The organism is Streptomyces griseorubiginosus (assembly GCF_017614965.1).
GTDB classification, from domain to species: Bacteria; Actinomycetota; Actinomycetes; order Streptomycetales; family Streptomycetaceae; genus Streptomyces; species Streptomyces griseorubiginosus_B.
In genome coordinates this window covers 1-26,776 of sequence record NZ_WVUG01000069.1, presented here as the reverse complement: position 1 = coordinate 26,776, position 26,776 = coordinate 1, and the positions used below count along the sequence as shown (strand labels likewise).

At 69.9% G+C, this 26,776-nt stretch carries 24 protein-coding genes; 4 read left to right on the top strand and 20 right to left on the bottom strand.

All coding sequences use genetic code 11. From position 1 onward, the window contains the following. From nuoK to GRC12_RS15855, 11 genes are read right to left on the bottom strand one after another with little or no spacing between them, the layout of a single operon-like run. Positions 1-300 carry an NADH-quinone oxidoreductase subunit NuoK gene (nuoK, locus tag GRC12_RS15905; RefSeq protein WP_016437642.1) on the bottom strand — a complete coding sequence of 100 codons (300 nt, stop codon included), beginning with the start codon at positions 298-300 and terminating at the stop codon, positions 1-3. After that, positions 297-1,139, bottom strand: a complete 843-nt coding sequence (locus GRC12_RS15900) for an NADH-quinone oxidoreductase subunit J (RefSeq protein ID WP_208779892.1) — start codon at positions 1,137-1,139, stop codon at positions 297-299. Before GRC12_RS15900 ends, nuoK begins: the two co-directional genes overlap by 4 nt. Continuing rightward, positions 1,136-1,777: an NADH-quinone oxidoreductase subunit NuoI gene (gene nuoI / locus GRC12_RS15895; protein WP_208779891.1), complete on the bottom strand. Its 642-nt coding sequence runs from the start codon at positions 1,775-1,777 to the stop codon at positions 1,136-1,138. Before nuoI ends, GRC12_RS15900 begins: the two co-directional genes overlap by 4 nt. Next, positions 1,770-3,134, bottom strand: a complete 1,365-nt coding sequence (gene nuoH / locus GRC12_RS15890; protein ID WP_208779890.1) for an NADH-quinone oxidoreductase subunit NuoH — start codon at positions 3,132-3,134, stop codon at positions 1,770-1,772. Before nuoH ends, nuoI begins: the two co-directional genes overlap by 8 nt. Next, on the bottom strand, positions 3,131-5,635 hold the full coding sequence (locus GRC12_RS15885; protein WP_208779889.1) for an NADH-quinone oxidoreductase subunit G: 2,505 nt from the start codon (positions 5,633-5,635) through the stop codon (positions 3,131-3,133). The genes nuoH and GRC12_RS15885 overlap by 4 nt, the downstream gene beginning before the upstream one ends. Continuing rightward, a complete protein-coding gene (gene nuoF, locus GRC12_RS15880; RefSeq protein WP_244372915.1) occupies positions 5,632-6,978 on the bottom strand; it encodes an NADH-quinone oxidoreductase subunit NuoF in 1,347 nt (448 codons plus the stop codon). The genes GRC12_RS15885 and nuoF overlap by 4 nt, the downstream gene beginning before the upstream one ends. Continuing rightward, positions 6,978-7,847 (bottom strand): NADH-quinone oxidoreductase subunit NuoE, encoded by an 870-nt coding sequence (nuoE, locus tag GRC12_RS15875; protein WP_133043375.1) that lies wholly within the window; start codon positions 7,845-7,847, stop codon positions 6,978-6,980. Before nuoE ends, nuoF begins: the two co-directional genes overlap by 1 nt. Next, positions 7,844-9,166: an NADH-quinone oxidoreductase subunit D gene (locus GRC12_RS15870; protein WP_208779887.1), complete on the bottom strand. Its 1,323-nt coding sequence runs from the start codon at positions 9,164-9,166 to the stop codon at positions 7,844-7,846. The genes nuoE and GRC12_RS15870 overlap by 4 nt, the downstream gene beginning before the upstream one ends. Continuing rightward, a complete protein-coding gene (locus tag GRC12_RS15865; RefSeq protein ID WP_133043377.1) occupies positions 9,163-9,924 on the bottom strand; it encodes an NADH-quinone oxidoreductase subunit C in 762 nt (253 codons plus the stop codon). The genes GRC12_RS15870 and GRC12_RS15865 overlap by 4 nt, the downstream gene beginning before the upstream one ends. Beyond that, positions 9,921-10,475, bottom strand: coding sequence for a NuoB/complex I 20 kDa subunit family protein (locus GRC12_RS15860; protein ID WP_055635348.1), 555 nt, complete (start codon positions 10,473-10,475; stop codon positions 9,921-9,923). Before GRC12_RS15860 ends, GRC12_RS15865 begins: the two co-directional genes overlap by 4 nt. Positions 10,476-10,490: 15 nt before the next feature. Then, the gene (locus tag GRC12_RS15855) at positions 10,491-10,850 is read right to left on the bottom strand and encodes an NADH-quinone oxidoreductase subunit A (protein WP_003992243.1); all 360 of its coding nucleotides are present in this window, start codon (positions 10,848-10,850) and stop codon (positions 10,491-10,493) included. A gap of 767 nt (positions 10,851-11,617) precedes the next feature. Here GRC12_RS15855 and GRC12_RS15850 point away from each other — a divergent pair. Further along, a complete protein-coding gene (locus GRC12_RS15850) occupies positions 11,618-12,421 on the top strand; it encodes a C40 family peptidase (RefSeq protein ID WP_208779886.1) in 804 nt (267 codons plus the stop codon). A 431-nt stretch (positions 12,422-12,852) separates the two neighbouring features. Here the strand turns inward: GRC12_RS15850 and GRC12_RS15845 are convergent, their stop codons facing one another. Further along, positions 12,853-14,145 (bottom strand): geranylgeranyl reductase family protein, encoded by a 1,293-nt coding sequence (locus tag GRC12_RS15845; protein ID WP_208779885.1) that lies wholly within the window; start codon positions 14,143-14,145, stop codon positions 12,853-12,855. 97 nt (positions 14,146-14,242) lie between these two features. Here GRC12_RS15845 and GRC12_RS15840 point away from each other — a divergent pair, with 97 nt between their 5' ends. Together GRC12_RS15840 and GRC12_RS15835 are read left to right on the top strand one after the other, a co-directional pair. Then, on the top strand, positions 14,243-14,767 hold the full coding sequence (locus tag GRC12_RS15840) for a GNAT family N-acetyltransferase (protein ID WP_208779884.1): 525 nt from the start codon (positions 14,243-14,245) through the stop codon (positions 14,765-14,767). Between the two features lie 83 nt (positions 14,768-14,850). Next, complete coding sequence (locus GRC12_RS15835; RefSeq protein ID WP_208779883.1) at positions 14,851-15,189, top strand: PASTA domain-containing protein; 339 nt, start codon at positions 14,851-14,853, stop codon at positions 15,187-15,189. A 40-nt stretch (positions 15,190-15,229) separates the two neighbouring features. Here the strand turns inward: GRC12_RS15835 and GRC12_RS15830 are convergent, their stop codons facing one another. The 4 genes from GRC12_RS15830 to GRC12_RS15815 are packed head-to-tail and all read right to left on the bottom strand — an operon-like array spanning position 15,230 to position 19,801. Further along, positions 15,230-15,925 carry a demethylmenaquinone methyltransferase gene (locus GRC12_RS15830; RefSeq protein WP_208779882.1) on the bottom strand — a complete coding sequence of 232 codons (696 nt, stop codon included), beginning with the start codon at positions 15,923-15,925 and terminating at the stop codon, positions 15,230-15,232. A 23-nt stretch (positions 15,926-15,948) separates the two neighbouring features. Then, positions 15,949-17,073, bottom strand: coding sequence for an acyltransferase family protein (locus GRC12_RS15825; RefSeq protein WP_208779881.1), 1,125 nt, complete (start codon positions 17,071-17,073; stop codon positions 15,949-15,951). Then, complete coding sequence (locus GRC12_RS15820; RefSeq protein ID WP_208779880.1) at positions 17,073-19,397, bottom strand: bifunctional polysaccharide deacetylase/glycosyltransferase family 2 protein; 2,325 nt, start codon at positions 19,395-19,397, stop codon at positions 17,073-17,075. Before GRC12_RS15820 ends, GRC12_RS15825 begins: the two co-directional genes overlap by 1 nt. Before the next feature lie 17 nt (positions 19,398-19,414). Then, complete coding sequence (locus GRC12_RS15815) at positions 19,415-19,801, bottom strand: hypothetical protein (protein WP_208779879.1); 387 nt, start codon at positions 19,799-19,801, stop codon at positions 19,415-19,417. 304 nt (positions 19,802-20,105) lie between these two features. On the opposite strand from GRC12_RS15815, the gene GRC12_RS15810 reads away from it, so the two are divergent. Then, complete coding sequence (locus GRC12_RS15810) at positions 20,106-21,134, top strand: chitinase (protein WP_208779878.1); 1,029 nt, start codon at positions 20,106-20,108, stop codon at positions 21,132-21,134. Positions 21,135-21,143: 9 nt separating this feature from the next. Here GRC12_RS15810 and GRC12_RS15805 read toward each other — a convergent pair whose 3' ends face one another. The 4 genes from GRC12_RS15805 to GRC12_RS15790 form a co-directional block, all read right to left on the bottom strand. Continuing rightward, positions 21,144-21,584, bottom strand: a complete 441-nt coding sequence (locus GRC12_RS15805) for an imidazolonepropionase-like domain-containing protein (protein WP_208779877.1) — start codon at positions 21,582-21,584, stop codon at positions 21,144-21,146. Positions 21,585-21,591: 7 nt separating this feature from the next. After that, positions 21,592-22,791 carry a cyclic dehypoxanthinyl futalosine synthase gene (gene mqnC, locus GRC12_RS15800; RefSeq protein WP_208779876.1) on the bottom strand — a complete coding sequence of 400 codons (1,200 nt, stop codon included), beginning with the start codon at positions 22,789-22,791 and terminating at the stop codon, positions 21,592-21,594. Positions 22,792-22,881: 90 nt separating this feature from the next. Beyond that, entirely contained in the window at positions 22,882-23,757 is an 876-nt protein-coding gene (locus GRC12_RS15795; RefSeq protein WP_208779875.1) for a prepilin peptidase, read from the bottom strand. After that, positions 23,754-26,723 carry a bacterial transcriptional activator domain-containing protein gene (locus tag GRC12_RS15790; protein ID WP_244372917.1) on the bottom strand — a complete coding sequence of 990 codons (2,970 nt, stop codon included), beginning with the start codon at positions 26,721-26,723 and terminating at the stop codon, positions 23,754-23,756. Before GRC12_RS15790 ends, GRC12_RS15795 begins: the two co-directional genes overlap by 4 nt. Positions 26,724-26,776 lie beyond the last annotated feature (53 nt).

Genomic DNA, 26,776 nt, shown 5'->3' with positions numbered 1-26,776 from the left:
TCAGAGCTTCATCAGGCTGGCGTCGTCGACCGAGGCCGAGTGGCGGGAACGGAACAGGGACACGATGATCGCGAGCCCGACCACGACCTCCGCGGCGGCGACGACCATCGTGAAGAACGCGATGACCTGGCCGTCGAGGTTGCCGTGCATCCGGGAGAAGGTGACGAACGCGAGGTTGCAGGCGTTCAGCATCAGCTCGATGCACATGAACACCACGATGGCGTTGCGCCTGATCAGCACGCCGGTGGCACCGATCGTGAACAACAGGGCCGAGAGGTACAGGTAGTTGACCGGGTTCACTTCGACGCCTCCTCCCGCTTGAAGGTGGCCGGTTCGATCTCGGTGCGCTCCAGGCGCTCCTGCGCGCGCTGCTCCAGCGCCCGCAGGTCGTTGAGCGCCTCGGCGGACACGTCACGGATCTGACCGCGATCGCGCAGCGTCTTGCTGACCGTGAGCTCCGACGGGGTGCCGTCGGGGAGCAGGCCCGCGATGTCGACCGCGTTGTGCCGGGCGTACACACCGGGGGCCGGCAGCGGCGGCACGTACTTGCCCTCGCGCACGCGCTGTTCGGACAGCTCGCGCTGGGTCTTGGCGCGCTCGGTGCGCTCGCGGTGGGTGAGCACCATGGCGCCGACGGCGGCCGTGATCAGCAGGGCGCCGGTGATTTCGAAGGCGAAGACGTACTTGGTGAAGATCAGGGCGGCGAGGCCCTGCACATTGCCGTTCGCGTTCGCCTCGGCCAGGCCGTCGAACTGCTTGAGGGAGGCGTTGCCGATCCCGGCGAGCAGCAGGATGCCGAAGCCGAGGCCGCACAGAAGGGCCAGCCAGCGCTGGCCCTTGATGGTCTCCTTCAGCGAGTCCGCGGCCGTCACGCCGACGAGCATCACCACGAACAGGAACAGCATCATGATCGCGCCGGTGTAGACGACGATCTGCACGATCCCCAGGAAGTAGGCGCCGTTGGCGAGGTAGAAGACCGCCAGGACGATCATGGTGCCGGCGAGGGAGAGCGCGCTGTGCACGGCCTTCTTCATGAAGACGGTGGACAGGGCGCCGATCACGGCGACGGTGCCGAGGACCCAGAACTGGAAGGCCTCTCCGGTGGAGGTGGAGTAGGCGGCGAGTTGCAGCGGGCTCATCGGCCGATCACCCTCTCCGACGCGGGCTCTTCCTCGCCGAAGGTGGAGGCGGCCTCCTGCGGGACCTCGCCCTTGGAGAGCGCCACCTGCCGCACCGTGCCCGGCGCGGCCTCGGTCACCAGGCCCCGGTAGTAGTCCTGTTCGTCGGTCCCCGGGTAGATCGCGTGCGGGGAGTCGACCATGCCCTCTTCCAGGCCGGCGAGCAGCTGCTCCTTGGTGTAGATGAGGTTGGCGCGGCTGGAGTCGGCCAGTTCGAACTCGTTGGTCATCGTGAGCGCGCGCGTGGGGCACGCCTCGATGCACAGGCCGCACAGGATGCAGCGGGCGTAGTTGATCTGGTACACGCGCCCGTACCGCTCGCCGGGCGAGTAGCGCTCCTCGTCCGTGTTGTCGGCGCCCTCCACGTAGATGGCGTCGGCGGGGCAGGCCCAGGCGCACAGCTCGCAGCCGACGCACTTCTCCAGGCCGTCCGGATGGCGGTTGAGCTGGTGCCGTCCGTGGAACCGCGGAGCGGTGGTCTTCTTCTGCTCCGGGTACTGCTCGGTCAGCCGCTTCTTGAACATGGCCTTGAAGGTCACGCCGAAGCCGGCGACGGGGTTCATGAAACCGGGCTTGGTCTCCTTCGGCTCCTCAGCCATCGGACGCCTCCTTTCCATCCGTAGATCCGTCACTGGCAGTATCCGGTCCACCACTGACAATGAGCTCCCGCTCCCGGCGCGGGCTGCGCCGGGGAACCGGCGGAAGCTCCTGTCCGGGCAGTGGCGGTACGGGGAATCCGCCCGCCATGGGGTCGAATCCGGCGGGTTGCGCGGCGGGCTGCTCGCTCTCCTTGGCCTTCTCGCGGAAGATGTCGACGACGAAGGACAGGAGCAGCAGGGCGAGGACGCCGCCGCCGATGTAGAGGGTGATGTCGGCGAAGCCGTAGTTCTCGTTCCTCAGCGCCCGCACGGTCGCGACCAGCATCAGCCAGACGACCGAGACGGGGATGAGGACCTTCCAGCCGAGCTTCATCAGCTGGTCGTAGCGCACCCGTGGGAGCGTGCCGCGCAGCCAGATGAAGAAGAACAGCAGCAGCTGCACCTTGATCACGAACCAGAGCAGCGGCCACCAGCCGTGGTTGGCGCCCTCCCAGAAGGTGCTGATCGGCCAGGGGGCGCGCCAGCCGCCGAGGAAGAGCGTGGTCGACACGGCCGAGACGGTCACCATGTTGACGTACTCGGCGAGCATGAACATCGCGAACTTGATGGACGAGTACTCGGTGTTGAAGCCGCCGACCAGGTCGCCCTCGGACTCCGGCATGTCGAAGGGGGCGCGGTTGGTCTCGCCGACCATGGTGACGATGTAGAGGATGAACGAGACCGGCAGCAGCAGGATGTACCAGCGGTCGTGCTGCTGCGCGACGATCGTCGAGGTCGACATCGAGCCCGAGTAGAGGAACACCGAGGCGAAGGCGGCACCCATGGCGATCTCGTAGGAGATCATCTGCGCGCAGGAGCGCAGGCCGCCGAGCAGCGGGTAGGTGGATCCGGAACTCCAGCCCGCGAGCACGATGCCGTAGATGCCGACCGAGGCGACCGCGAGGATGTAGAGCATCGCGATCGGCAGGTCGGTGAGCTGCATCGTGGTGCGGTGGCCGAAGATCGAGATCTCGTTGCCGGCCGGGCCGAAGGGGATCACCGCGATCGCCATGAAGGCCGGGATGGCCGCGACGATCGGTGCGAGGACGTAGACCACCTTGTCCGCGCGTTTGACGATGACGTCTTCCTTGAGCATCAGCTTGATGCCGTCGGCGAGCGACTGGAGCATGCCCCAGGGGCCGTGCCGGTTGGGGCCGATGCGCAGCTGCATCCAGGCGACGACCTTGCGCTCCCACACGATGGAGAACAGCACGGTCACCATCAGGAAGGCGAAGCAGAAGACGGCCTTGATGACGACCAGCCACCAGGGGTCGCGGCCGAACATCGAGAGGTCTTCAGCGGCGAGGTACGGGCTCATGCCTCCACCTCCTTCGGGGCCTCGCCGACGGACGTCGCCGGGCCGATGCGGACGAGGGCGCCGGGCAGCGCCCCGGTGTCGGAGGCGACGCCGCTGCCGACGGAGTTCAGCGGAAGCCAGACCACCCGGTCGGGCATCTCCGTGATCCGCAGGGGCAGTTCGGTCGTTCCGGCGGGACCCGTCACGGCGAGGACGTCGCCGTCCTTGACGCCCGCCTCGGCGGCCGTCGCGGCCGACACGCGCGCGTGGGCGGCGTGCCGGGTTCCGGCGAGCGCCTCGTCGCCCTGCTGGAGGACGCCGAGGTCGAGCAGGAGACGGTGCCCGGCGAGGACGGCCTCTCCGGCCGCCGGCCGCGGCAGCACGCCCGCGCTCTCCAGGGATCCGCCGGCCCGCGGGCCGTCCCAGGAGCCGAGCCGGTCGATCTCCGCGCGGATGGTGCGCAGATCCGGCAGGCCCAGGTGGACGTCCATGGCGTCGGCCAGCATCTGCAGCACGCGCGCGTCGGTCGGCGCGAGACGCCGGGTCATCTGGTCGGGCTTGAGCGCGGCCTCGAAGAAGCGCACGCGGCCTTCCCAGTTGAGGAAGGTGCCCGGCTTCTCGGCGACCGCGGCGACCGGCAGGACGACGCTGGCGTGCTCGCTGACCTCGCTGGGCCGCAGCTCCAGCGACACCACGAACCCGGCCTCGTGAAGTGCTTCACGTGCGCGTGCCGGGTCGGGCAGGTCGGCGATCTCGACGCCCGCGACCAGCAGGGCCTGCAGCTCGCCGTTGACCGCGGCCTCGACGATCTGGCTGGTGTCGCGGCCGTAGCGGTGCGGGAGTTCGGCGAGCCCCCAGGCCGCGGCGACCTCCTCACGCGCGCGTGGGTCGGTCGCCGGGCGTCCGCCGGGCAGCAGCGACGGCAGGGCGCCCGCCTCGACGGCGCCGCGCTCTCCGGCGCGCCGCGGGATCCACACCAGCTGGGCGCCGGTGGCGGAAGCGGCCCGTACGGCGGCGGTGAGGCCGCCCGCGACGGCGGCCAGCCGCTCGCCGACGACGATGACCGCGCCCTCGACGCGCAGCGCCTCGGCGGCAGTCGCACCGTCGCCGTCCAGGCCGACCCCGCTCGCGAGCGCGTCCAGCCATTCGGTCTCGGTGCCGGGGGCCGCGGGAAGCAGGGTGCCGCCCGCCTTCTCCAGGCCGCGCGTGGTGTGCGTGGCCAGCGAGAACACCTTCTGCCCGTGCTTGCGCCAGGCCTTGCGCAGCCTCAGGAAGACGCCGGGCGCCTCCTCCTCGGCCTCGAACCCCACCAGCAGGACGGCCGGCGCCTTCTCCAGGGAGGTGTACGTGACACCCGTACCGTCCAGGTCACGGCCGTGCCCGGCGATCCGGGACGCCAGGAAGTCGGCTTCCTCGCTGCTGTGCACGCGCGCGCGGAAGTCGATGTCGTTCGTGTCGAGCGCCACGCGCGCGAACTTGCTGTACGCGTAGGCGTCCTCGACGGTGAGGCGGCCGCCGGTGAGGACGCCGGTGCGGCCGCGCGAGGCGAGCAGACCCTGGGCCGCGATCTGCAGCGCCTCCGGCCAGGAGGCCGGTTCGAGGTCGCCCTCGGCGTTGCGCACCAGCGGCGTCTGGAGCCGGTCGCGCTGCTGCGCGTACCGGAACGCGAAACGGCCCTTGTCGCAGATCCACTCCTCGTTGACCTCGGGGTCGTTGGCCGCGAGCCGCCGCATGACCTTGCCGCGCCGGTGGTCGGTGCGGGTCGCGCAGCCGCCGGAGCAGTGCTCGCACACACTCGGCGAGGAGACCAGGTCGAAGGGGCGGGAGCGGAATCGGTACGCCGCCGAGGTCAGCGCGCCCACCGGGCAGATCTGGATCGTGTTGCCGGAGAAGTAGGACTCGAAGGGGTCGCCCTCTCCGGTGCCGACCTGCTGCAGCGCGCCGCGTTCCAGCAGCTCGATCATCGGGTCGCCCGCGACCTGGTTGGAGAAGCGGGTGCAGCGGGCGCACAGCACGCACCGCTCGCGGTCGAGCAGCACCTGTGTGGAGATCGGGACGGGCTTCTCGTACGTCCGCTTCCTGCCCTCGAAGCGGGACTCGGCCTGGCCGTGCGACATGGCCTGGTTCTGCAGCGGGCACTCGCCGCCTTTGTCGCAGACCGGGCAGTCCAGCGGGTGGTTGATGAGAAGGAGTTCCATCACCCCGTGCTGGGCCTTCTCGGCGACCGGCGAGGTGAGGTGGGTCTTCACCACCATGCCGTCGGTGCAGGTGATGGTGCAGGACGCCATCGGCTTGCGCTGGCCCTCGACCTCGACGATGCACTGGCGGCAGGCGCCGGCCGGGTCGAGGAGGGGGTGGTCGCAGAAGCGGGGGATCTCGATGCCGAGTTGTTCGGCGGCCCGGATGACCAGGGTGCCCTTGGGCACGCTGATCTCGGCGCCGTCGATGGTCAGCGTCACGAGATCTTCCGGCGGGACCGCCGCCTCTCCCCCTCCCGCGGGAGCGTTGGTGGTCACGGTCATGCGTTCACCTCCGGGCGGTCGGCCCAGGCCGTCGACTTCGCCGGGTCGAAGGGGCAGCCCCGGCCGGTGATGTGCTGCTCGTACTCCTCGCGGAAGTACTTGAGCGAGGAGAAGATCGGCGAGGCGGCGCCGTCGCCGAGGGCGCAGAAGGACTTGCCGTTGATGTTGTCGGCGATGTCGTTCAGCTTGTCGAGGTCGGACATGGTGCCCTTGCCGGCCTCGATGTCGCGCAGCAACTGCACGAGCCAGTAGGTGCCTTCACGGCACGGTGTGCACTTGCCGCAGGACTCGTGGGCGTAGAACTCGGTCCAGCGGGTGACGGCGCGGACGACGCAGGTCGTCTCGTCGAAGCACTGCAGGGCCTTGGTGCCGAGCATCGAGCCGGCGGCGCCCACGCCCTCGTAGTCGAGGGGCACGTCGAGGTGCTCGTCGGTGAACATCGGCGTCGAGGAACCGCCCGGCGTCCAGAACTTCAGCCGGTGCCCCGGCCGCATCCCGCCGCTCATCTCGAGCAGCTGGCGGAGCGTGATGCCGAGCGGGGCCTCGTACTGGCCGGGGCTCGCGACATGGCCGCTGAGCGAGTAGAGCGTGAAGCCCGGGGACTTCTCGCTGCCCATCGACCGGAACCATTCTTTGCCCCGATGCAGAATCGCGGGAACCGACGCGATCGACTCGACGTTGTTCACAACAGTCGGGCACGCATAGAGGCCCGCCACCGCAGGGAAAGGGGGACGGAGCCGCGGTTGACCACGGCGGCCTTCGAGCGAGTCGAGCAGTGCGGTCTCCTCACCGCAGATGTACGCGCCGGCGCCGGCGTGCACGGTGAGGTCGAGGTTCAGCCCGCTGCCCAGGATGTTCTCGCCGAGGTAGCCCGCCGCGTAGGCCTCGCGCACGGCCTCGTGCAACCGCCGCAGAACGGGGACGACTTCACCACGCAGATAGATGAAGGCATGCGACGACCTGATGGCATAACACGCGATGACAATGCCCTCGATGAGGCTGTGCGGGTTCGCGAAGAGGAGCGGGATGTCCTTACAGGTCCCCGGCTCCGATTCGTCGGCGTTGACAACTAGATAGTGTGGCTTTCCATCACCCTGGGGAATGAACTGCCATTTCATGCCCGTCGGGAATCCCGCGCCACCGCGGCCGCGCAGACCGGAGTCCTTGACGTACGCGATCAGGTCGTCCGGCGACATGGCGAGCGCCTTGCGGAGCCCCTCGTAGCCCTCGTGCCTTCGGTAGACGTCCAGCGTCCAGGACTTGTCCTCGTCCCAGAAGGCCGACAGCACGGGTGCGAGCAGCTTCTCGGGGCTGGTGTCTTTGAGTTCGGGTGCCAAGGTCATCACTCCCCCTCCTCGGCGGCAGGCCCTGCCGGGTGGGCTGGGTCGGAGGCCGACGTGTCCTGTGGCGCGTCGTGCGAGCTGAGGTGCTCGGTCGGAGAGGGCTCGTGCACGGCCCTGTCCTGCTCGTCGTGCGGTCCGCCGTCCCGCGGATGGACCACGCGCGCGGGTGCGGTCTCCCCCTTTGCCAGGCGGAGGCCCACCAGCGACGCCGGTCCCGCACTGCCGCTCGCCTCGACGGCCCCTGGCCGCTCGTCGGGGAAGCCGGCCAGGATCCGCGCGGTCTCCTTGAAGGTGCACAGGCGCGCCCCGCGCGTGGGCTCGACCTCCCGCCCCGCGCGCAGGTCGTCGACGAGGCGCTTGGCGCTGGCCGGGGACTGGTTGTCGAAGAACTCCCAGTTGACCATCACCACCGGCGCGAAGTCGCAGGCCGCGTTGCACTCGATGTGCTCCAGGGTGACCTTGCCGTCCTCGGTGGTCTCGCCGTTGCCGACGCCGAGGTGCTCCTGGAGCTCCTCGAAGATGGCGTCGCCGCCCATCACCGCACACAGGGTGTTGGTGCAGACGCCCACCTGGTAGTCACCGCTCGGCTTGCGCCGGTACATCGTGTAGAAGGTCGCGACGGCGGTGACCTCGGCCGTGGTCAGGTCCAGCACGTCCGCGCAGAACTGCATCCCGGTGCGCGTGACATGGCCCTCCTCCGACTGCACGAGGTGCAGCAACGGCAGCAGGGCCGAGCGGGAGTCCGGGTAGCGGGCGATGATCTCGCGCGCGTCCGTCTCCAGCCGGGCTCGGACGTCGTCCGGGTAGGCGGGCGCGGGCAGTTCGGGCATGCCCAGGCTGACGCCCCGCTCGGAAGAACTGGTGGTCACCGGTCGACGCCTCCCATCACGGGGTCGATGGACGCGACGGCGACGATGACGTCGGCGACCTGGCCGCCCTCGCACATCGCCGCCATGGCCTGCAGGTTGGTGAAGGACGGGTCGCGGAAGTGGACCCGGAAGGGGCGGGTGCCGCCGTCGGAAACGGCGTGCACCCCGAGTTCGCCCTTGGGTGACTCGACGGCCGCGTACGCCTGTCCCGGCGGGACGCGGAAGCCCTCGGTGACCAGCTTGAAGTGGTGGATCAGGGCCTCCATGGAGGTGCCCATGATCTTCTTGATGTGGTCGAGGGAGTTGCCGAGCCCGTCCGGTCCCAGGGCGAGCTGGGCGGGCCAGGCGATCTTCTTGTCGGCGACCATGACCGGGCCGGGCTGCAGCCGGTCCAGGCACTGCTCGATGATCCCCAGCGACTGGCGCATCTCCTCCAGGCGGATCAGGAAGCGCCCGTAGGAGTCACAGGTGTCGGCGGTCGGGATCTCGAAGTCGTAGGTCTCGTAGCCGCAGTACGGCTGTGCCTTGCGCAGGTCGTGCGGCAGGCCGGTGGAGCGCAGGATCGGTCCCGTCGCGCCGAGGGCCATGCAGCCGGCCAGGTCGAGGTAGCCGACGTCCTGCATACGGGCCTTGAAGATGGGGTTCCCGGTGGCGAGCTTGTCGTACTCCGGGAGGTTCTTCCTCATCTTCTTCACGAACTCGCGGATGTGGTCCACCGCGCCGGGCGGCAGGTCCTGGGCGAGTCCGCCGGGCCGGATGTACGCGTGGTTCATGCGCAGGCCCGTGATGAGCTCGTAGATGTCGAGAATCATTTCACGATCACGGAATCCGTAGATCATGATCGTGGTGGCGCCGAGCTCCATACCGCCGGTGGCGATGCACACCAGGTGCGAGGAGAGCCGGTTCAGCTCCATCAGGAGCACCCGGATGATCTTGGCGCGCTCGGTGATCTGCTCCTCGATGCCGAGGAGCTTCTCGACGGCGAGACAGTAGGCGGTCTCGTTGAAGAAGGACGTCAGGTAGTCCATGCGCGTCACGAACGTGGTGCCCTGCGTCCACGTGCGGAACTCGAGGTTCTTCTCGATGCCGGTGTGGAGGTAGCCGATGCCGCAGCGGGCCTCGGTGACCGTCTCGCCCTCGATCTCCAGGATCAGGCGCAGCACCCCGTGGGTGGAGGGGTGCTGGGGGCCCATGTTGACGACGATGCGCTCGTCGTCGGCGCGGGCCGCGGACTGCACGACCTCGTCCCAGTCGCCACCGGTGACCGTGTAGACGGTGCCCTCGGTGGTCTCGCGGGGGGAAGCGTGGGAAGTGCTCACGAGTACGACCTCCGCTGGTCCGGAGCCGGGATCTGGGCGCCCTTGTACTCGACGGGGATGCCGCCGAGGGGGTAGTCCTTGCGCTGCGGATGGCCCTGCCAGTCGTCCGGCATCATGATCCGGGTCAGGGCCGGGTGACCGTCGAAGACGATCCCGAAGAAGTCGTAGGTCTCTCGCTCGTGCCAGTCGTTGGTCGGGTACACGGAGACCAGGGACGGGATGTGCGGGTCGGCGTCCGGGGCGCTCACCTCGAGGCGGATCAGCCGGTTGTGGGTGATCGAGCGCAGGTGGTAGACGGCGTGCAGCTCGCGTCCCTTGTCGTGGAGGTAGTGGACGCCGCTGACGCCTGTGCACAGCTCGAAGCGCAGGGCCGGGTCGTCGCGCAGGGTGCGGGCGACGCGCAGCAGGTGCTCGCGCTCGATGTGGAAGGTGAGTTCGCCGCGGTCGACGACCGTCTTCTCGATGGCGTTGTCGGGGAGCAGTCCCTGTTCCTCCAGGGCGCCCTCCAGTTCGTCGGCGACCTCGTCGAACCAGCCGCCGTAGGGGCGGGCCGCCGGTCCCGGGAGACGGACCGAGCGGACCAGGCCGCCGTAGCCGGAGGTGTCGCCGCCGTTGTTGGCGCCGAACATGCCGCGCTGGACGCGGATCTCCTCGCCGCCCTCGCCGCGCTGGCCGGGGAGGTTGGAGGCGCCGAGGTCCTTCTCGGGGTTCACCCCGTTCGCGGAACCGTTCGCGCCGGTGCCGTTCGCGTCGCTCACCGCAGCAGCCCCTTCATCTCGATCGTGGGCAGGGCCTTGAGCGCCGCTTCCTCCGCCTCGCGGGCCGCTTCCTCGGCGTTCACGCCGAGCTTGGAGTTCTGGATCTTGTGGTGCAGCTTGAGGATGGCGTCCATCAGCATCTCGGGCCGCGGCGGGCAGCCGGGGAGATAGATGTCGACCGGGACGATGTGGTCGACGCCCTGGACGATCGCGTAGTTGTTGAACATGCCGCCCGAGGAGGCGCAGACCCCCATGGAGATCACCCACTTGGGATTCGGCATCTGGTCGTAGACCTGCCGCAGCACCGGCGCCATCTTCTGGCTGACCCGGCCCGCGACGATCATCAGGTCCGCCTGGCGGGGCGAACCGCGGAAGACCTCCATGCCGAAGCGCGCCAGGTCGTAGCGGCCGGCGCCGGTGGTCATCATCTCGATGGCGCAGCAGGCCAGGCCGAAGGTGGCCGGGAAGACGGACGCCTTGCGCACCCAGCCCGCGGCCTGCTCGACGGTGGTCAGCAGGAAGCCGCTCGGCAGCTTTTCTTCGAGTCCCATGTCGTTAAAGGCCCCTCAGTCCCATTCCAGGCCGCCGCGCCGCCATACGTACGCGTACGCGACGAAGACGGTGAGCACGAAGAGCAGCATCTCCACGAGCCCGAAGATCCCCAGGGCGTCGAAGGTGACGGCCCAGGGGTAGAGGAAGACGATCTCGATGTCGAAGACGATGAAGAGCATCGCCGTCAGGTAGTACTTGATGGGGAAGCGCCCGCCGCCGGCCGGCGTGGGGGTCGGCTCGATTCCGCACTCGTAGGCCTCGAGCTTGGCCCGGTTGTACCGCTTCGGACCGATCAGCGTGGCCATGACCACGGAGAAGATCGCAAAGCCTGCCCCGAGGGCTCCCAGTACGAGGATGGGCGCATAGGCGTTCACCGCTCCTCGCTCCTCTCAGTCGGCACTGACTGCTGGCGATGGCATCGGACTCACACCGGCCTCATACGTCTCTCTCACCCCGCTCGTCCCGGCGAAGATCGAGAACATGTGAAGCAGGTCACAAGCCCAACTGCCTCGCATCTTATGCCCGACGCTCTGTGATCTGCGACACGGGGTATTGCACAAGCTTTGTGATCTCCACCACCTGACGAAGGATCATGGAGTCGGAAGAGTGGTGATCTTCGTACGAGAGGCGTCCGACTGATCACCAGAGGTGACATTTCTGCTCGTCGACGCAGTTCGCGGGGGGCGTCTCAATATCAAGAGACTTCCCTTGCATGCAAATTGGTGCTGGACCGGATGTCTTGATAGAGGGCCGTGTTCACACATCAGGGGGAGGTACGGGGTGCGGTGTGGACGCGTGCACGCGTTCACGAGCGAGTCCCGGTCGCGATCCGGCCGCAACCAGGTCGTGATCTTCGCGCAGGACGCGGGCGATCTCGTAACCGTTGCGTGACCTCCGCCACATCCACAAGAGCCCCCTGAGAAGCGGGCTTGGCCAACGGTCCCAACCGATGGTAGGCGCGGGGCAATTCGGGCGTATAGACGAAACACCGTGATCACGGGCCCGACGGGTGGCGTCCGCAATGTCCGTTACGGCGTCAATAAAGAACTCCGCGCGGGGAATTTGGGCCGCCCATTGAGCAACTGTGGCGCACCACACGTTTCTTGAAGGTATGGAGGAGCCCCTGATACCGGTTGTTCTCATGTCCCACACCGCTCACATACGCAGCCACCGGAAACCCCGCCGCAACGCGACGACGAGTCTCGCGGTGCGTGCCGGAGTTGCCGGTGGTGTCCTCAGCATGGCGGCGGCGGGTGCGTCGGCCTCGGCGAGCGCCGCCGAGACGACGCAGACCCTGCAACTGCCCACCCTGACGGCCGACCTGGCCGCTCAGGTCGCCCAGTCCGCGGACGCCACGCAGCAGGCGGCCGCGAACTACCAGCTGCAGGCGGAGCGTGACGCGGCCGCCGCGAAGGCCGCAAAGCAGGCCAAGGCGGACCTCGCCGAGGCCAAGAAGAAGGCGGAGGCCAAGAAGAAGGCCGAGGCCGCCCGCAAGGCCGCCGCCGAGCAGGCCGCGTCCCGCAGTGCCGAGCGGACCACGCTGGCCGCCACGACGACCAGCACCGCCTCCACGAGCTCCTCGACGGCCACCGGTTCGGCCGCCGCGGTCATCGCCTTCGTGAAGGCACAGATCGGCGACGCGTACGTCTCCGGCGGCACCGGTCCCAACTCCTGGGACTGCTCCGGCCTCGTGCAGACCGCCTTCAAGCAGGTCGGCATCAGCCTGCCGCGCGTCTCGCAGGACCAGTCCACGGCCGGCACCCAGGTCTCGCTGAGCAACCTGCAGCCGGGCGACATCCTGTACTGGGGCAGCGCGGGCAGCGCCTACCACGTGGCGGTGTACGTCGGCGACGGCATGTTCGTCGGCGCGCAGAACCCGTCGACCGGTGTGGTGGAGAAGCCGCTGTCCTACGACCCGCCGACCGGCGCGGTGCGGGTGCTCTGACTCCCGTCCCGACATGGAGGGCCGCAGCCGCTCGGGGGCAGCGGCCCTCCGTCACACCGTTCTTGGCCCTGGAGTCGTCGAGCTGCCCTTGAGTTGGGCCCCGACTCGGCGACGTTCTCCTCCTTTGCGCACCCCTTTGCCGCCTTGCCGTGCGGCATGACCGGCTTGTCCCACTCCGAGCTGTTGACGGTGCCCGCCGATGGGGCGGCACTGCCGGTGGGAGCGGCGGCGGACGACCGTGCGGCCACCCACGCCGTTGCCGCGAGGCATGCGTACGGCGTCGTGCCCGCCGGCGCCGCCATTAAGTCCGGGCCGTCACCCAGGCCCGGGCCAAGGGGCGTTGAGGCCCCGGCCCGGATCCTGACGCGGTCCAGATGCCCGGTGTTTCCGTTTGGCGCTTCCGTGCGCGCCCGCGACCGCGGTGACGCGGACTACGCCTTCGGGGCCACCTTGCTCAGCCCGTTGATGATGCGGTCCATCGCGTCGCCGCCCGTCGGGTCGGTGAGGTTGGCGAGCATCTTCAGGGTGAACTTCATCAGCACCGGGTGGGTCAGGCCGCGCTGGGCCGCGATCTTCATGACCTTCGGGTTGCCGATCAACTTCACGAAGGCGCGGCCCAGCGTGTAGTAGCCCCCGTAGGTGTCCTTCAACACCCGCGGGTACCGCTGGAGCGCCATCTCACGCCCCGCGGGGGTCGCGCGGGCGTGGGCCTGGACGATGACGTCGGCGGCGATCTGGCCGGACTCCATGGCGTAGGCGATGCCCTCGCCGTTGAAGGGGTTCACCAGGCCGCCGGCGTCGCCGACGAGCAGCAGCCCGCGCGTGTAGTGGGGCTGGCGGTTGAAGGCCATCGGCAGGGCGGCGCCACGGATCGGGCCGGTCATGTTGTCCGGGGTGTAGCCCCAGTCCTCCGGCATGGAGGCGCACCAGGCCTTGAGGACTTCGCGCCAGTCGAGCTCCTTGAAGGCGTCGGAGGTGTTGAGGACGCCGAGGCCGACGTTCGAGGTGCCGTCGCCCATGCCGAAGATCCAGCCGTAGCCGGGCAGGAGACGGTCCTGGGCGCCGCGGCGGTCCCACAGCTCCAGCCAGGACTCCAGGTAGTCGTCGTCGTGGCGCGGGCTGGTGAAGTACGTCCGGACGGCGACGCCCATCGGGCGGTCCTCGCGGCGGTGCAGGCCCATCGCCAGGGACAGCCGGGTCGAGTTGCCGTCGGCGGCCACCACGAGCGGCGCGTGGAAGGTGACCTCGCGCTTGTCCTCACCCAACTTGGCGTGGACGCCGGTGATACGGCCGGTTCGTTCGTCGGTGATCGGGGCGCCGACGTTGCAGCGCTCGAAGAGCCGTGCGCCGGCCTTCTGCGCCTGGCGGGCGAGCTGCTCGTCGAAGTCGTCGCGCTTGCGGACCAAGCCGTAGTCCGGGAAGGAGGCCAGATCCGGCCAGTCGAGCTGGAGGCGGACGCCGCCGCCGATGATGCGCAGGCCCTTGTTGCGCAGCCAGCCGGCCTCCTCGGAGACGTCGATGCCCATGGCGACGAGCTGCTTGACCGCGCGCGGGGTGAGGCCGTCGCCGCAGACCTTCTCGCGCGGGAACTCGGTCTTCTCCAGCAGGAGCACATCGAGTCCGGCCCTGGCGAGGTGGTACGCGGTGGTGGAGCCGGCCGGCCCCGCGCCGACGACGATCACATCGGCGGTGTTTTCGGAGAGGGGCTCAGTCTCGACGGTCACGGCGGGATCTCCCCAAGTTCGAAATCTGCGTGCCGACCGGCACTGGACATGGGCAGTCTATTCAGCAGAATTGATCACCCGGCTGAAGGGCTGCCCCGTGAACCGAGCTCTGCCTGTCGTACGGCTGCGCGTCCCCACCGACGAGGACGCGATCGCCTGGCACCGGGTCTTCGACGACCCGGAGGTCATGGAGTTCCACGGCGGCAGGTCCGCGGAGCTGTCGGTCTACGAGGAGCTGACCGCCCGCCAGCGCCGGCACGACGCGGAGCTGGGCTTCTGTCTGTGGACCATGGTCGGCGAGCAGGGTGAGGTCATCGGGTTCACCGGCGCCCAGCCCTGGCCGCGGGACTGGGGTCCCACGGGCGAGATCGAGATCGGCTGGCGGCTCGGACGGGAGTTCTGGGGCCGGGGGTACGCGACCGCGGCCGCGCGGATGACGCTGGAGCGGCTCAGGGCGGCAGGGGTGCCGAGCGTGGTGGCGATGGTCAGACCCGGAAACGAACGCTCCATCGCGGTCGCCAAGCGCCTCGGGATGGAACTCGCGCAGACGTTTCCGCACCCGCAGCTCCCGGAGGACGCCCTCTGCTTCCGCCTGCAGCTGGAGAATGGCTACTCAAAGTAACGGACGGCTACAGAAAGATACTTGAGGCTTCCGGTCACCGCCCCCGCACGGTTACCCTTCCAGTACCGCTGGGGGTGACATCTGTGCACATACCGCCCAAGACACCCGAAGTACGAGTTCCGAGGCTCGTCGGACTGATGGCCATGGACGCGCGCGAGACGGCGAAGTCGCGCGGTCTGTTCATCAACGCGCCGGACCGGCCCGACTTCCATCTCACCGCCGTCGAGTACGTCGTCCGCCAGTACCCCGCACCCGGCGCCGAGGTGCCCCGGGACTCGATGGTGTACGTGTGGTTCGACTTCGGCGAGGGAGAGGGCGGCGGAGGTGTGCGCGAGCCGCGCATCCCGCGGCCCCCGAGCGGCGGGCTGCAGCGCGAGCTGGACGAGCCGGGCGACCCCTATGCCGTCGTCAGCTCCGCCTGATCGCAGCCGTCATCGGCTCCGCCTCAGGCCGCCGTCGTCGTCAGCCCTGCTTGAAGCCGCGGTGCAGGGCGACGACACCGCCCGTGAGGTTGCGCCAGGCCACCTTCGACCAGCCGGCCTTCTGCAGGTGCCCGGCCAGCGCGGGCTGGTCGGGCCAGGCACGGATGGACTCGGCGAGATAGACGTAGGCGTCGGGGCTGGAGGAGACCGCGCGGGCGACCGGCGGCAGGGCCCGCATCAGGTACTCGGTGTAGACGGTGCGGAAGGGCGCCCAGGTCGGGTGGGAGAACTCGCAGATCACGACCCGCCCGCCGGGCCTGGTCACCCGGTGCATCTCCCGCAGGGCCGCGTCGAAGTCCTGGACGTTGCGCAGCCCGAAGGAGATGGTGACCGCGTCGAAGGTGTCGTCCTTGAACGGCAGCTTCGTCGCGTCGCCCGCGGTCAGCGGCAGCCAGGGGTGCTTGCGCTTGCCGACCTGGAGCATGCCGAGCGAGAAGTCGCAGGGGACGACGTACGCGCCCGTGCGGGCGAACGGCAGCGAGGAGGTCGCCGTACCGGCGGCCAGGTCCAGGATCTTCTGCGCGGGCCGCGCGTCGACGGCCCTCGCCACCTCCCTGCGCCACGCCCGGTCCTGGCCGAGCGACAGCACGTCGTTGGTCAGGTCGTACCGTTCCGCCACGTGGTCGAACATCGAGGCGACTTCGTGCGGCTGCTTGTCCAGGGATGCGCGGGTCACGCGGCCATTCTTGCAGCCCGCCCTCAGGGAAGAAGCGTCGGCTTCTTCTTCCCGGCCACGTCCTCCACCCATCCGCACGCAAGGACGAACCCCGCGATCAGGATCCAGCCGATGCCGAACATGAACCACTGGCTGTCCAGCGGAAGCCACTTCTCGAACGCGGGGACGTTCCAGAACCGGTCGATCAGCGGGACCGCGAGGATCAGCGCGATCTCGTGCCAGAGGTAGATCGTCACGGCACGCGCGTTGAAGATCGTCACGAGCCGGTCGGTACGGCGGAAGCGGGTCAACCCGGCGAAGTCGATCCTGTAGTAGGCCTTGGCCCACATCAGCAGCAGGACGTAGCCGGCCGACCAGGAGGCCTGCGCGAGCGGGATCTCGTCGAGGTCGTAGGTGCCGGCGTCGGCCTGGTGGGCGAAGGCGTACCAGCCGCCGTACCCGACCGCCGCCAGGGAGAGCACGACGACCAGGGCGGGCCGCAGCCGCCGCAGCACGCCGTCGCGGTGGGCGAAGCCGAGGATCCAGCAGAAGAAATACGTCGACAGGTCCCACAGGGCGCTGCCGAAGCGGTTGTCAGGGCCGGCCCAGACGAAGTTCAGGACCAGGACGGGGGCGAGGGAGAGGAACAGGACGGGGATCGGGGCGAGCCGGAAGACGCGCAGGAGCAGCGGGGAGAGCAGGACGAACCAGAGGTACGTCCGCAGGTACCAGAGGATCTCCCAGGCCTGCTCGCCCCAGGCGTTGCCCGGCGGGTCGCCCAGCGGCACGACCCAGTAGACGATCTCCCAGCCCGGCATCCAGCCGTGCACCAGCATCGCCAGCACGACGAAGAAGCCCCAGAACCAGAACGGCGGCAGGAGTCTGCGCAGCCGGCTCCTGATCACCTTGCCGACGGGGCGTTCCAGGGACTTCGCCATCAGGGTGCCGGCCAGGGCGAACATGATCCCCATGGAGGGGAAGACCATGCCGGCCCAGGCCCAGCCGAAGGTGTGGTACGTGACGACGCGGATCAGCGCGAGGGCCCGGAGGGCGTCGAAGTAGCGGTCCCGGCCGGAGGCCCTGGCCGGGGGCGCGGCCTCGACCTGCGGCAAGGGAGCCGTATCCGCGGGCGCGCCCGCTCTGACCGCACCCCTGCTGTGCGCTCCCATCAGCTCACCCCCGCCGGTGTCCCGACCTCGCCCGTGCGCTTCAGCTTCTGCCAGCGCAGGCGGCCGCCGGTCAGGGCGGTGATGCAGGAGTGGATGAGGACGAGGTACATCATCTGCCGGTAGGCCAGTTGCTGGAGCGGCATCATCAGCAGGTAGCGGTACTTCTCCCGGTCCAGGCGGAACGCGTAGGCGGCGCACACCAGTTGAACGCCGAGCACCGCCAGCCAGGCGTACAGCGCCGCCTGGAAGTCTACGAAGATCATCGAGTAGACGGTGAAGACGTCGATGAGCGGGGCGAAGACCGGGGTGACGATCTGGAAGATCACCACCAGCGGCATCCCGACCCGGCCGAAGCGCCCCGAAGGCCCCTTGTCGGTCAGGGACTTGCGATGCTTCCACAGGGCCTGCATGGTGCCGTAGGACCAGCGGTAGCGCTGGGACCACAGCTGCTTCAGGGAGCCGGGCGCCTCGGTCCACGCGCGGGCGTGCTCCTGGTAGACGACCCGCCGGCCCGCGCGGTGCATGGCGATGGTGATGTCCGTGTCCTCGGCCAGGGTGTCCTCGCTCATCCCGCCGACCCCCAGCACCGCCTCCCGGCGGAACGCGCCGATCGCGCCCGGGATGGTCGGCATGCAGCGCAGCACGTCGTACATGCGCCGGTCGAGGTTGAAGCCCATGACGTACTCGATGTGCTGCCAGGCCCCGATGACCGTGTCGCGGTTGCCGACCTTGGCGTTGCCGGCGACCGCGCCGACCTCGGGGTCGGCGAAGGGCTGCACCAGCTGCCGTACGGTGTCCGGTTCGAAGACCGTGTCGCCGTCCATCATCACGACGATGTCGTGACTGGCGCTGCGCACACCGTTGTTGAGGGCGGCCGGTTTACCCGCGTTCTCCTGGCGGATGACGCGGACGTTGTACATGCCCAGGTCCATGGCGGCGTTGCGGGCGATCTCGGAGGTGCCGTCCGTCGAGCCGTCGTCGACCACGATGATCTCGATCGGGTGGGTGCTCCTCGACAGTGACTCGAGGGTGTTGGCGATGCACTCCTTCTCGTTGTACGCCGGGACGATCACGCTCACCGGGCGGGTGACCGTCGGTCCCCAGCTGAAGCGGCGTTTGTTGCGCTGCCGGTAGTGGCGCCGGGCGAGGATCAGCATCATCCCGAAGCGGCCCATGACGGCCACACCGACGATGACGAGGCCGACGGACAGCGTGGGCACGGTCCACTCGGCGACGGCGACGGCGAACACCAGCGCCCTGCCCTCGTAGAGGGTCGCGCCGGTCGCGGTGCGGTGGGCGGCCTGGAGCCGGGAGCGGTTCGCACCGTTCGGGCCGCTCATGTTCGCCGCCGCGCCCGGGCCGTTCGCGGACCGCTCTCCCGTGGCGCCCGCGGCACCTCCCGCGACCGTCGTCCCCCCGGGCCGGTTGTTGCCCGCGCCGGCGTTGTCCTTCTCGATGACCCCGCTGACCGTGGTGAAGGTGTAGCCCTTCGCCCTCATCCTCTCGATGTACTCGGGCAGCGCCTTGACCGTCTGCGAGCGGTCGCCGCCCGCGTCGTGCATGAGGACCGCCGCGCCCTTGCCGCTCTTCGGCGTGGCCCACTGGACGATCTTCGAGGCGCCCGGCTTCTTCCAGTCGTCGCTGTCGGTGTCGACGAAGACGCTGGTGTAGCCGTCCTTGCCGAGCCGCTGGTAGACGGGCCAGCTGTAGTTGTCGATGGCGTCGGTCTCGGAGGAGTACGGCGCCCGGAACAGGGTCGTGGTGATGCCGGCCGCACCCGCCAGCGCGAGCTGGGTCTGCGTCATCTCACGGTTGACCCGGGCGGCGCTCTGGTAGGAGAGGTCGACGTGGGTGAAGGTGTGGATGCCCACCTCGTTGCCCTGCTGGACCATCTTCTTCACGATGCCCGGGTAGCGCGCGACCATCGAGCCGACAAGGAAGAACGTGCCGGGGACGTCGTACTTCCTCAGGATGGCCAGCACCTGGGGCGTCCAGGTCGGGTTGGGGCCGTCGTCGAAGGTGAGGGCGATGGTCTTGTCCGGCACCGAGAGCGTGGTGGCCTGTCCGCCGCGGAAGGTCAGGATCGGGCCACCGCTCAGGATCTTGTCCGGCACCTTGCTGGAGCCGGCGCCGTCGCGCACCCGCTGGTCGCCGCCGACCTCGGCGCGCAGATAGCCGTCGAGCAGCATGATGCTGGTCAGCGCGAGCAGGAGCAGCAGCGCGAGGATGACGCGGGGTTTCTGCAGCGCCGCGGCCTTGCCCGCCGCCCGTTCGATACGGGTGGGGGCGCGCCGGCGACCGCGTGGGGACGTCGTCGTGGTCATGTGGCTGGGGGCTCCGGTCAGTTGGCCGCGGTGGCGGACGCGGACGCAGTGGGCGTGCCGGACGGCGGCACCGAGGGGATGTCACCGGGCCGGCCGATCCGGTCGCCGACGCCGCCCTGCTGCCGGTAGCCCGCGGGGCCGTTGCCGGCCGGGCCCGCCTGGCCGCCCCGGAAGGGCAGCAGCGAGGAGGGGGTGACCGAGGTGCCGATGCCCAGGAAGGCGAGGCCCAGGACGACGGCGTACCCGAGACACAGGACGCCCACGAGGAGGCCGAACCGCTTCAGCAGCTTCGAACGGCGTCCGGAGTTGTCAACGAACACAGGCCCCTCGACGGACCCGTTGCCGCGTTTGCGGCGGCGACCGCCGGTGGTCGCGCGGTTTTCGATGGCAGGCTCGGAATGCATTCCCCAGACATTAGGCAGGCTTTATGTGACCGGAGCTCGACTTTTTGTGAGGCGCATATGAGAAGGCCCCCAACCTGTCCCCCGGCTGAGAGTTTCTGTGAATGCCTGCGCGGTTCACCTCGGGAGGGAGTGCGCCGAACATCCCCTTCGTTCCGCCCGGTTGGCCCGTTTCATACCACGCCTCCCATGAACTTCCCATGGATTTCCCGAGTTCGTGAGCGCAAGCTTCGTGTGAGACGTTCTCCTTTTGAATAGGGCTTTGTTTCGGACCTGAGACGGAAATCACGAGAGCGGGTGCATGTCCATGCGGAGTTTGCTGAGGCCGGCCGCCGGGTTCACTTGTGTGTTTGCCCTGGCCACGGCGGGATGCTCCGCGGGGCCGAAGCAGACCGCCGCAGACGCCTCCCCAGGCGTCACCGCCGACGTCTCCCCAAGCGCCACCGCCGACGCCTCCTCAAGCGTCACCGCCTACGCGCCCTACGTCAGCGCGACCGAGGCCTCCGCCAACGACTCCAGCGGGTCGCCGTCGACGTACAACCTGGCCTTCGTGATCTCCGACGGCAGTGACTGCACGCCCCGGTGGAACGGGGAGGACGCGATCGCGGACGCGGCGGTGAAGGCCCGGATCTCCCGGCTCACGGCGGACGGCGGGACGGTCCGCGTCTCCTTCGGCGGGGCCTCCGGCAAGGAACTCGCGACGACCTGCGACAGCGTGTCGAAGCTGGCGGCCGCCTATGGCACGGCACTTGACGCCGCCGGCTCCAGCCAGGCCGACTTCGACATCGAGGGCGACGAGCTGACCGACGCGGACACGGTCGCGCTGCGGTCGGAGGCGATCGCGGCGCTGCAGAAGGAACGGCCCGATCTGGAGGTCTCCTTCACGCTTCCGGTGATGCCGTCCGGACTGGACTCCGACAGTCTGGCGTTGCTGGAGTCCGCGAACACGTACGACGTCCAGGTCTCCACGGTCAACCTCATGACCATGAACTACGGCGAGTCGTACGCCGGGGACATGGGGGACTACGCGCTGACCTCGGCGAAGGCCGCGCACACCCAGCTTGAGAAGGTGTTCGGGCTCTCCGCCGCCGGTGCCTGGCAGGGCATGGCGCTGACGTCGATGATCGGGGTCAACGACGTCGCCGGCGAGACGTTCACCCTCTCCGACGCGGCGCAGGTGCGGACGTTCGCCGAGGAGAAGGAGATCGCCTGGGTGTCGATGTGGTCGACGTTCCGGGACCAGCAGTGCGCGAAGGGCAGCGGCAGTGACGCGGCGACCGACTGCAGTGGGGTGAAGCAGAGTTCGGGGGCCTTCGGCGAGGCTCTCGCCGGATAGCGCCGGGTCCTAGCGGCGCCGGTGCACCAGCCGCCCGGCGCACACGGTTGCCAGGCAGGCGCCCATCCCGTCGAAGACGGCCAGGTCCGCCCTGCCGTGCACGGTGATCGCCGGTGACTGCGCGGAGGCCAGGACCAGCACCTCGTTCCGGGCGGCGGCAGCGAGCAGTTCGGGCGAGTCGACGTACTCCCGCAGGACGGCCGTCGCTCCCGACTTCAGCACCGCGTGGACACGCTCGCGGGGGCTCGGGGCGTCCGGCAGCGGGCCCTCGTGGACGCGGCCCGGCCCCAGCACCCCCGGCCACGTGCGCACCCGCGCCCCGGGGAACCGCTCCCGCAACTCCTCCGACGGACCCACCGCGGCGATCCGGCTCCCGTCGACCGCCACGGCACCGTCCTTCACCGTTCCGGTGCCGTGGCGGACCTCGTCCGCCAGGTGAATCGTCAGCACAGGCGGGTCAGTTGGAGGCGAGCAGCTTCAGCTCGGGGTGTGCCGTGCCGCCCGCGATCGCCGTCGAGGAGATGTGGGACATCACGCGCTCGTCGACCGGGTCGTTCGCCGGGTCGTCGTGGACCACCAGGTGCTCGTAGGTCGTCGAGCGCTGCGCCGGGACGCGGCCCGCCTTCCTGATCAGGTCGATGATCTCCAGGCGGTTGGAGCGGTGCTTGGCTCCGGCGGAGGAGACGACGTTCTCCTCGAGCATGATCGAGCCGAGGTCGTCGGCGCCGTAGTGCAGGGACAGCTGGCCGACCTCCTTGCCCGTGGTCAGCCAGGAACCCTGGATGTGCCGGACGTTGTCCAGGAAGACCCGGGCGATGGCGATCATCCGCAGGTACTCGAAGATCGTGGCCTGCGTACGGCCCTTCAGGTGGTTGTTCTCGGGCTGGTAGGTGTACGGGATGAAGGCCCGGAAGCCGCCCGTGCGGTCCTGCACGTCACGGATCATCCGCAGGTGCTCGATCCGCTCGGCGTTGGTCTCGCCCGTGCCCATCAGCATGGTCGACGTGGACTCCACGCCCAGCCGGTGGGCGGTCTCCATGATCTCCAGCCAGCGCTCGCCGCTCTCCTTCAGCGGGGCGATCGCCTTGCGCGGCCGCTCCGGCAGCAGCTCCGCGCCGGCGCCGGCGAAGGAGTCGAGGCCGGCCGCGTGGATACGGCTGATGGCCTCCTCGACCGACACCTTGGAGATACGGGCCATGTGCTCGACCTCGGACGCGCCGAGGGAGTGGATCACCAGCTGCGGGAAGGCGTCCTTGATGGCCTTGAAGTGCTTCTCGTAGTACTCCACGCCGTAGTCCGGATGGTGGCCGCCCTGGAACATGATCTGCGTGCCGCCCAGCTCGACCGTCTCCGCGCACCGGCGCAGGATGTCGTCCAGATCGCGCGTCCAGCCCTTGGCCGTGTCCTTGGGGGCGGCGTAGAAGGCGCAGAACTTGCACGCCGTGACGCACACGTTCGTGTAGTTGATGTTCCGCTCGATGATGTACGTCGCGATGTGCTCGGTGCCCGCGTACTTGCGGCGGCGTACGGCGTCCGCGGCCGCGCCCAGCGCGTGCAGCGGGGCGTCGCGGTAGAGGTCGAGCGCTTCTTCCGGCGTGATGCGTCCACCGGCGGCGGCACGGTCGAGCACGGACTGGAGGTCGGCCTTCTCGGTCACCGGGCGTCCCTTTCGTCAAGGGTTGTGGACGGCTGCGTCCGCGGTGCACGGACCGAACCAGCCTACGCCAGCCCTCCGACAACCCCGACGTCAGGCCGCGTACGCCCCGATGAGCAGCCCCAGGAACGCCCCCGCGATCAGGAACGGCCCGAACGCGATCGCCGTCTTGCGCCCGGCCCGCCGCGCCACGACGAGCGCGCCGCCGTACAGCGCGCCGAGCAGGAACGCGGCGAAGGTCCCGAGCATCACCGTCGCCCACCCGTACCACCCGAGCACGGCCCCGAGCCCCAGCGCCAGCTTCACGTCCCCGAAGCCCATGCCGCCCGGGTTGATCAGGAACAGCAGGAAGAAGGCACCGCCGAGCGCGAGGGCGCCGTACAGCGCGGTCGGCCAGTCGCCCGCGTGCTCCGGTACGAGGGCGACGAGCCCGAGCAGTACGAGCGCGGCGCCCGCGAGGGGAAGCGTCAGCGGGTCGGGCAGCCGCTGCACCCGGAAGTCGACGACGGCCAGCAGCACCCCGACGGGCGCGAGCAGCAGCCAGACCGCGAGCTCGGGCCGGGTCCCGGTGGCGGCGGCGAGGGCGGCACAGACGAGGGCGGTGGCGAGGACGAGGGCGGGGGTACCGGGGCCGTACGACGGCGCCGGCGCGGTTTCCCGGGCTGCCCCGACGGCTGTGTCGGCCTCCCAGGCGGATGCTGGGGCTTCCTTGCCCGCTTCTCCCGCGGCCGCTCGGCCCTCCTTGCCGGCGTCTTCGGTGCGGGCGCCCGCGCACTCCCCGCAGCGGGCCAGGCCGAGCCAGCCGCCGAGCCGTCCGCCGATGCGGTGCTCCCCGGGGCACGCGTCTCGCCAGCTCTCCCCCGAGGGGACCGAGAACCGGTACGCGGCCCGCGGCAGCAGCGATCCCGCCGCCGCGCCCCACAGCGCGGCGACGGCGATCAGCGCCCCCGTGCTCACCCCGGCGTTCATCCCACCGCGGCGACGCCGGTGCGCCAGGACGGCAGCAGTTCGTCGAGGAGGGCCTCGGTGCGCGCGGGCAGCCCGCGGGCACCGCTGCGGTCGACGAGGTCGGCGGCGAGGGACTTCAGACGCTCGGTGTCACCCGTGGCGTGGGTGGCGCGCAGCAGCTCGTTCCACAGGCGCTCGTCCGCGGGCGCGGAGTTGAGCGCCGCGTTCAGCGCCTCGATGGCCTTCTCGGCGCGGTCCTTCTCCAGGTGGAAAGCCGACAGCGCGAGCCCGATGTCGGCGACCAGCAAAGGCAGTTGGGCGTCGATGATCTCGTGGGTGAGCCAGCGGTAGCGTCCCTCGGGCCGGTCGGCGAGCAGCGGGCCGCGGACCAGGACCAGCGCGTCGGTGAGCAGACGCCCCCGTACGACCCGGCTGTCGACGCCCTTGCCCTGGGTGGCCTCGTGGTACAGCGAGCGCAGCACGTCCAGGTCGGAGACGACGGACTTGGCGAGCACGAGCCGCCCGGTCGCGTCGGCGGACAGCCGGGGGCTGCCGTCCGGATCGGTACCGAGCCAGGCCCGCAGCCGCTCCAGCAGCGCGTCCCGCACGTCCTCCGTGACGCCCCTCGGCCACAACGCGGAGGCCAGCACCCGGGAATGGACGCCCTCGCGGTGCAGCAGCAGCAGCGCGAGCGCCTCGTGGAGCAGCGCGCTGCGCTCCCCGTCCGGGGTCTCCAGCCCGATGATCTCGTACGACCCGACAAGCCGCGCGTACACCGCGGGCCGCCCCTGCTCGCTGATGTCGACGAGGAACGGCGGTGTGGGCGTGGGCCCTTGGGGATCGCGCTCGGGGTCGGCCTCGACGAACAGCTCGACGACGGCCCGCTGTTGCGCCGACGGCAGCAGCTGGGCGTCGAGTTCGAGTCCGAGCAGCGGGGCGAGCAGCTTGCCCGCGCCGGTGATCTCCATCTCCCAGGCGGCGCCGGGCAGATCGCCGGTCTCGGTGCCGACGAGGTAGCCGATGCCCAACCTGCTGGCGTCGGAGGCGAGTTCGGCGAGCTTGACGGCGTCCTCGGGGGAGGGCTGGGCGGCGAGCAGGACGAGGTGCGGCGCCCAACGGGTGTGCTGGGCGGGCCCGGTGCGCCCGGTGAGCACGGAGTCGTGGCCGGCGGCACCCAGGGCCCCGCGCCGCTGCCGGGTCTCGGCCTCCATGGTCTCGATCAGGTCGTCGATGCCGTCGAGGTGACGGAGCCGGTTGGGAGCGAGGGGAGTCAGATCCTCCCCGAAGCCGACGAGCGTGATCGTCATCCGGTCCGACCACCCGTTGGTCGCCAACTCGGCGGCCACGGAGGCGAAGACGGCCGCCCGGTCGGCCTCCCGCCCGCTCAGCGAGACGATGCCGGGCACGGCCTCCAGATTGAGCAGCAGCCGGGAGTCGTCCATGGTCCCGAGGCTGACGAGACCGGGGTACGGCGCCGCGGTGTCGACGTCCTCGTACCGCTCGGCATCGCTGCGGGCCAGCATCCAGAACGTCTGGTCCTGCCCGAGCTGCCAGGGCGCCGGCGGCTTCCCGGCGGGCTGTGCGAGCTGCAGATGCAAGTCGCCATGGGTGAGCCAAGCGGCGTAGACGGTCGGCAACGGCCGCGACTCTCCGGCGAGTTGCGCGGCCAGCCCGCGCAGGGAGCGGTCGAGCAGGCGTACGGCCTCGGGGTCGGCGCCCACGAGGAGCGCGTCCTGCGCGTCGGCGGCGTCCCCCGTCGGCGTGGGCGGCTCCATACCGCGCCGGCCGCCGACGGCACCGAGCGCCGACTGCCACAACGCCTGCCTACGTCGACGGCCGAGGGCACCGAGGAGACCGGCGGCGAGGAGGGGAGCGGTGAGGAGGGCTTCGGAAAGACCGAAGGAGTCGGAATCGGAGTGGGAGTGGGCGGCGGCGGTCTGCTGCTGGTGCTGGTGGTGCTCATGCTGAGCGGCGGGCCGCTGCTGGGGCACCGAGACCTGCCGGCCGCCGCTTTCCTGCGCGTGCGCACCGGACTTGGCGTAGTCGTGGATCTGGTGCTGCACCTCGGGCGAGACGTGCGCGCCCGAGTCCGGCATCTCCACGAGCTCGCCGCCGTGCGCGTCCCCGGGCATCTCCATGATCCAGCCGGGCCGGATCAGACTGGCCTCGGACAGCCGGGAACCGTCCGGCTGCACCCGGTCCTTGTTGAGCTCGTAGATCTCCTTGTACCGCCGTCCGTCGCCGAGGTGCCGCTGGGCGATCTCCCAGAGGGAGTCATGGTGACGTCCCTCGGGCGGCTGGATGCGGTAGTACTTCGTGTCACCGTGCTGCTTGGCGGTGGCCGCGGCGTCGGCCTGCGCGTGGGACGCCTGTTCGGCGAGGGCGGCGGCGGTGTGGGCGGCCTGCTCCTGCTGCTGGGCGAAGAGACCCGGCGTCGCCTGGGCGGCGGCCACCGTCGGCTTCTGGTTCCCCTCCAGGCTGTGACCGAGCTGCGACAGCCCCGGGGTGAGGCTGGCTGCGGTGGCGCCGACGAGGAGCAGCGCGGCGACGAGCTGCCGGGCGAGGATCTGGCTGGGGCCCGCCCCCGGAACGCGCCCGGGAACGCCGACCCCGCTGAGCGCGGCCTTCACCTCCACCAGCACGCAGGCGGTGAACTGCGCCCAGGCCAGCCACACCACCACGGTCAGGATGTGGATGAACGTCCAGACGGTGATCTCCTGCTGCAGCCAGTCGAGGCTGGGCGCCCCGCTGGGCAGCGGCCACCCGATGGTGACGGCGAGCGCACCCGGCACGCCGACGACCAGCACGAGCAGCGCGACGAACGCGAAGAACGCCTTGACGAAGTCCCCGAAGCTGCGACGCCGGATACGGACGGGCTGCGGGGTCCGGTTCCTGGGAGCCGACGAGTTCACTGCCGGGCTGCCCGTCGAGTTGCCGGTCGACCTGCCCGTCGAGCTGGACGAGCTGGAGGTGCGGCGTCGTGGCATGGCGGGTGTCCTGGGGTCGTGTGCGGGCGGTGGCTGGGCGTGCTGCTGGAAGC

Coding starts and splice junctions, on each gene's coding strand:
- GRC12_RS15900 (WP_208779892.1), bottom strand. CDS start 1,139: ATGAGCCCGCTGCAACTCGCCGCCTACTCCACCTCCACCGGAGAGGCC.
- nuoI (WP_208779891.1), bottom strand. CDS start 1,777: ATGGCTGAGGAGCCGAAGGAGACCAAGCCCGGTTTCATGAACCCCGTC.
- nuoH (WP_208779890.1), bottom strand. CDS start 3,134: ATGAGCCCGTACCTCGCCGCTGAAGACCTCTCGATGTTCGGCCGCGAC.
- GRC12_RS15885 (WP_208779889.1), bottom strand. CDS start 5,635: ATGACCGTGACCACCAACGCTCCCGCGGGAGGGGGAGAGGCGGCGGTC.
- nuoF (WP_244372915.1), bottom strand. CDS start 6,978: ATGACCTTGGCACCCGAACTCAAAGACACCAGCCCCGAGAAGCTGCTC.
- GRC12_RS15860 (WP_055635348.1), bottom strand. CDS start 10,475: ATGGGACTCGAAGAAAAGCTGCCGAGCGGCTTCCTGCTGACCACCGTC.
- GRC12_RS15850 (WP_208779886.1), top strand. CDS start 11,618: ATGTCCCACACCGCTCACATACGCAGCCACCGGAAACCCCGCCGCAAC.
- GRC12_RS15825 (WP_208779881.1), bottom strand. CDS start 17,073: ATGGGAGCGCACAGCAGGGGTGCGGTCAGAGCGGGCGCGCCCGCGGAT.
- GRC12_RS15820 (WP_208779880.1), bottom strand. CDS start 19,397: ATGACCACGACGACGTCCCCACGCGGTCGCCGGCGCGCCCCCACCCGT.
- GRC12_RS15815 (WP_208779879.1), bottom strand. CDS start 19,801: ATGCATTCCGAGCCTGCCATCGAAAACCGCGCGACCACCGGCGGTCGC.
- GRC12_RS15810 (WP_208779878.1), top strand. CDS start 20,106: ATGCGGAGTTTGCTGAGGCCGGCCGCCGGGTTCACTTGTGTGTTTGCC.
- GRC12_RS15795 (WP_208779875.1), bottom strand. CDS start 23,757: ATGAACGCCGGGGTGAGCACGGGGGCGCTGATCGCCGTCGCCGCGCTG.
- GRC12_RS15790 (WP_244372917.1), bottom strand. CDS start 26,723: ATGCCACGACGCCGCACCTCCAGCTCGTCCAGCTCGACGGGCAGGTCG.